General features: G+C 39.6%; 2 protein-coding genes. Both read left to right on the plus strand.

All coding sequences use genetic code 11. The annotated features are described in order from the left end of the window. The coding region (locus tag A6733_RS09045; RefSeq protein ID WP_176696787.1) for a hypothetical protein at positions 1-586 on the plus strand (586 nt) is incomplete at its 5' end. A 936-nt stretch (positions 587-1,522) separates the two neighbouring features. Beyond that, positions 1,523-5,761: hypothetical protein (locus A6733_RS07150; protein WP_141663479.1), on the plus strand; the 4,239-nt coding region annotated here is incomplete at its 3' end.

The following is a 5,761-nucleotide window of genomic DNA, read 5'->3' on the forward strand; positions in this document are numbered from 1 at the left end:
ATCTTTATCTTCATCTCCATCTTCGGCGGGATTGGATGGAGATATTTCCTTTTCCTCTTCCTGTCCAGATTCACCTGTATCGACTGGAGAAGTTGAATTAACTGCGGAAGGTGTTCTTTCTGCGTCCTTGGGAGCTTCAGTAGGTGAATCAACTCCTGTGTCCTCATCTGAGCAGCCAGTAGCCCCAATTCCTGTATCTTCTTCTGTTTCTGCTTCTGTCAGTAAATCTTTCATGGCAGCTAGTAGTAGTTCTTCTAGGTACCATTATGGACCTAAGAAAGCATTTATTATGCAATCAGTTAATGAGCCTTTTGAGGTACCAATGAGTAGTGTTATCTCTGCTGGACCTTCCTCTTCTACACCCGTGGATATTAGTAATGTTCCTCTAGTGGCTGTTGTTACCGATACTACTGCTGAGGAGGATGTGGGAGCGAGATTGGCAGCATTGTTGAATCGAGGCCTGCCACCTTCACCACTACCTGCTGATGAATCTAGTAGGTCTAGAGGTGGTAGAGGAGGCTTATCTTCTTCACATCGCGGTGGTGCTCAGAGATTGAGAGGACGTAGAAGGAAAAGGAATAGTTAATTGCTAAGAATTGGTCTTACTTTCTTATTATTAGCATCGCATAATTTTATGAGTTTGCTGTGAGCGGGGGTTTATTTTTTGTTATGTTTGGTTCGGTTGGTTTTTTTATATGGCCCATGGTTGAATAGGAGTAGCTTGTTTTTTTGGGAGCTAGTGGTTGATGGTGTGTTTAACATTGGTTTACCAGTAGTTAATAAGATTTGTGAAATTAAAAATAAATTTCACGTCATTTACTAAGCGCATGATTTTTCATTTGTGAATTTTTTTATTTACGTAATTTATCCTAATTTAATGAAGTAATAATTCATAACAGAATTGTATACCAGGAGATACATTAAGCGCTTGCGTTGCATGTGATGCACGATTGTTAAATTTTTGTTAAGTTTGTGTGGTTTTTGCGCCAAATATAATGGTACTGTATGATACGTAACGTGGGTTGATATTTGTCTTTTTTTGTTTTTTATTGAATTGATAGAATTTAGGTTTTGAGTTTGTAGGCAATGTTTTAAGACACTCATGCTAGCGGGGGTGTGTGCAGTGGATTGTTCTACGTAAGTTGTAGTGCGTGTGAGTGCCGTATTTGTATCATGTTAGTTGATGCTTAACTGCCGTGTGTTATTCTTTTTATACTTATTTGTATTGCTTAAATTTGTTTTGCTATTTTTAATGTAGAATGTTTGTTATATTTTCAGTTAAATAATGGCTACGCCGTGTCTGTGTGTTAATGTTTGTTTTTAAGCTATATGCAAGCGCGCATTGCGGACGGGGGGTATTTTGATTTTGACTGTGTATGTGGTAATTAGTGTGCGTTGATTGAGGGCTGGGTGCATTTGGTTGTTGGACTGTACTTACTTCTCTTCTTTCTGTAGTGTTAGTGTGTGATTCGATACTAAAAATAATATAGATGACAAATAATAAATATAAAGAGAGCTTGTTATGTATCCTGTATCATCTGTAACCAGTGGTGGCGCTGCTTTTGTTAGTTCCCCAGATAGTGGGGATGGTGTTGGCACCAATGGAGGAATTGTACAGGGTGGTGATTTGCGGCAAGTTGAGGTTACTACTTTATCTGCTGCTGTAGGTAAGGAGGTGAGTACCAAGGGTAAGGGTAAAGCTCAAAAATCAGCCACTGATTTGGATGTTTTAGGTTCGTTGGGAGTTGTATTATCTTCTGATAGCGCTCGAGTAGTCGAAGGTATCTTTCTTAAAGCTGATGTGTTCGCCAGGCTTGCTTATAATCGTATGGTAGCCAGGCAGCTCCCATCGAGTGTTGGTGAGAAACTTACTATGACTGGGCGGGCTGTTTGGTACTTTACCTATAAGGTAATGTGTGAAAATAATTTTGTGTCCAGATGTATTGGTGAGTACCACCATAAGCACCGCCCTGTTTTTATACGTGCTCTTCCTAGCATTCAAGTATTTTCTAGTTCTTCTGACCGTAGTTTAGTTCCATTAACTGGAGATAGGTTATCAGATTTTTTATCGAGATTGGATTGTGCTATCCATAGTAGGGTGAAGTCTGTTTTTAACTCTTGTTGGAGTGAAGTTTCTGTTAATCTTGAAGAAGAGTCGTTGAATGCCGTTAGTTGTAAGGATTTTACCGATGTCCTAGACGTTGCTGGTATTCCTCCATTTGCATTATCTGCAATGATAGCAGCCAGTGCAGGATGTGAAATAAATAAAGGCACTGGTGAATGTACAGCATCAGAATCTATTAAGTTTTCTTCTGTTGGAGATCCTGGTGGTGAATCTTCTTCTGATACGGTAGCAGCAAAAAGACACAAGGGTGGAGGTAGTGTTTCCGTTCCTACTTGTGCTGAGAGAGTTATTGTTCGTGCTCCTGTTTGGATGCCACCACCTTCTTCTGAGACTGGTTTTATAACTTATTCTACAATTTCCCCACCATCTGCTTGTGTTTCACTATCTGTTCAGAGTGCTTATTTGCCGGGCATTAAGTTAAATCCTGATAGTGCTAAATTAATTAATAATATTTTTAATAAATCTCTTCAGTTTGTCAAACGGTCTTTCTCACAATCGATATTTAGTTACATTTTAACGATACTTAATAGTAAACTTCCGGTGATTGGGAAAGCTATTTGGTTCAAAACCTATAAGGAACTGCATCTATCTAAATTTATGAGTAGGTTTATCTGTATGTATCATTATAAGCATCATCCTAATCTTATACGTGCTCTTGATAGTATTAGAGTATTGTCAAGTTCCTCTGATAGTAGACTAGTGCCGTTGAGTGGAGTTGAGTTGCTAGATTTTTTATCGAGGCTAGATTGTGCTATTCGTAAGGAAGTAGAGTCTATATTTGACCTGAAATGGAATGAAGTAGCTGATAAAGTTTTTTCTGAACTAGAAGATGGATTATTGGGCGATGTTAGTTGTGGAGATTTTATTAATGTTTTAGATGTTGTTGGTGTTCCTGTAGTAGCATTTTCAACTTCTCAAAGATACGGATACATAAGACCTGTGGTAAGTAAAGGGAAGAGGTTGGGAAGTGGTAGTGAATGTGCGGTTGATGGTACAAAGTCAAGATCTTTGTCACTGCCAGAGGGGGTGTGTGACCAATCTTCCTCTAAATTTGTTAAATCGCTTTTTTATAGAGATCAACCTGGTAGCGTGTCTGCAACTAGTGCTGTCTCTACAGTTGTAACACCACCTGAAGATACAAGATCTTCTCTGCCTGTTAGTAAAATTGCTTCAACTGCTGTTACTATTACTACAGGCAAGGGGGTGTTGCATACTATTAGTAAAAGTAAAGGCAAAGTTCTTTCCCTGAAGTGTGGCACTTATATTGATTCGGATGTTTTGAATTCACTGGGTGTTATACTACCTCCTAAGGTTGTTCGAGTGATTGAAGGTGTTTTTTTTAAGATGGATGTGTTTGCTAGACGTACTTACAAGAGTATGGTAGCCAAGCAACTACCATCAGATGTGAGTGGCAAACTTACTGTAACTGGACAGGCCATTTGGTACTTGACCTATAAGGCGATGTGTGAAGATAGTTTTTTATTCAAGTGCCTTGGTAAATATCATTATAAGCACCGCCCTAGTTTTATACGCTCTCTTCCTAGCATTCGAGTATTGTCTGATTCTACTGACTATAGTACAGCGCCATTAGCTGGAGATAAGTTGTTAGATTTTTTATCTGTACTAGATGGTGCTATTAGTAGCAAGGTGAAATCTATTTTTAACTCTTGTTGGGGTGAGGTTTCTTTTTCTCTAGAAGAGGGGGGCTTGAATGTTGTTAGTTGCAAAGATCTTATCGATGTTCTAGACACTGCCGGCATTCCTCAATTAGCATCATCGGCATTGATAGCAACCGACGCAGTACGTGAAAGAAATAAAGGCATTAATAAGTGTACGACATCAGAAATTAGTGTCATTCCTCCGTTTGTACTGTCGGCAATGATAGCAGCCAGCGCAGAACGTGAAAGAAATAAAGGCATTGATGACTGTGCGACACCAGAAACTGGTGTTACAGGACTTACGCATTCTCTGCCTTCCAGTTCTCAATCATTATCACTTCAGTCTAACCTTGGGTTGTCACCTCGTGCCTACTCTCAATCTAAGTCACAATTAGGGTCTTCTTTGCCATTAATGGAGGCTCCTGGTACATCTCCTGAATTAATCCTACCTTCTTCTATTGTAGATTCTGATGATGGATTTTCTTCTAATAGATGTGTTGATTTGCTGGGTGTTAAGTTACATCCTGATGGTGCTAAATTAGTTCTTCAGCTCCTACATGACATTAATAAATCTTTCAGAATGTCCTTCTCATGTTCGATGCGAGATTACATCTTAGAGTCTTTGGATAGTGGACTTTCGGTGGTTGGGAAAGCTATATGGTGCAAAACCTATAGGGAACAGCATTTATATAGATTTATTCATAGGTCCACTTGTATATATCATTATAGGTATCGCCCCAGCTTTATACGTTCTCTTGATGGTGTTCGAGTGTTATCAGGTTCCTCTGATTGTAGGTTAGTGCCATTGAGTGGAAGTGAGTTACTAGGCTTTTTGTCGGAACTAGATTGCGTCGTTCATAAGACGATGGAGTGTATGTTTGATTCGTTATGGAATAAAACAACTGATGCAGTTTTTGCCGAACTAGAAGATGGATCATTGAGTGATGTTAGTTGTGAGGATTTTATTAGAGTTCTCGATATTGCTGGTATCCCTATAGTAGCATTTTCAATTTATCAAGTACATAATAACAAAAATGTTCAAGTACGTGCGAAAAAACGTGCGGAAAGACATGCGAAAAGACGTGCGAAAGGACGTGTGGTAAGTGAGGGTGGTACATCAGAGAGTAGTGGTAAGCGCGCGAAGGATAAGGGGTCAGTGATTGATACTACTAATCTTACTCATTCTTCGGTTGCCTCTCTTTCACAACTTCAGTCCCAGCCTGAATTAACTTTCCAGCTCCAGATTCAACCTGAATCTTCTTTGACTCTTGTTACTGAGTCTATTGCTATGCCAACTGTTTCTGATCAATCTAGTAGTTTATCTGTGCAATCTAGTAGTTTATCTGTGACTGATACTATCTCTATTTCTGCAGTATTACCTGATGTTGAATCTCCTTCTGTTATTGAGTCTGTTACTATGCCAACTTTCTCTGGCGATTCTTTTTTGATCATTAGTGGGGATGTTTTAGTCTCGATCGCGGAAGGTGCTGATTCTGATTTGTTAGTTGTAGATGAATTATCTGTTGAACCTTCATCTTCTTTTTCACCTTTGCCTGCACCTGCATCTGATCTGGTAGTAGCCTCTGATATCCCCCCCCATTTGGTAGTTGAAGATGAGTTATCTGTTGAACCTTCATCTTCTTTTTCGCCTTTGCCTGCACCTGCATCTGATCTGGTAGTAGCCTCTGATATTTCCCCACCTTTGTCACCATTAGCTAAAGAGTTGGTCGCAACTGATACTGTTTATGAGTTTATGGGGGCAGAGGATGGTTCACTTTCTCCTCCCTCTTCACCTTCGATTGAACCTTCATCTTCATCTTCATCTTTATCTTTATCTTCATCTCCATCTTCGGCGGGATTAGATGGAGATATTTCCTTTTCCTCTTCCTGTCCAGATTCACCTGTATCGACTGGAGAAGTTGAATTAACTGCGGAAGGTGTTCTTTCTGCGTCCTTGGGAGCTTCAGTAGGTGAATCA

The sequence above is a fragment of the Candidatus Ichthyocystis sparus genome (assembly GCF_900078745.1).
GTDB lineage: Bacteria > Pseudomonadota > Gammaproteobacteria > Burkholderiales > 2013Ark19i > Ichthyocystis > Ichthyocystis sparus.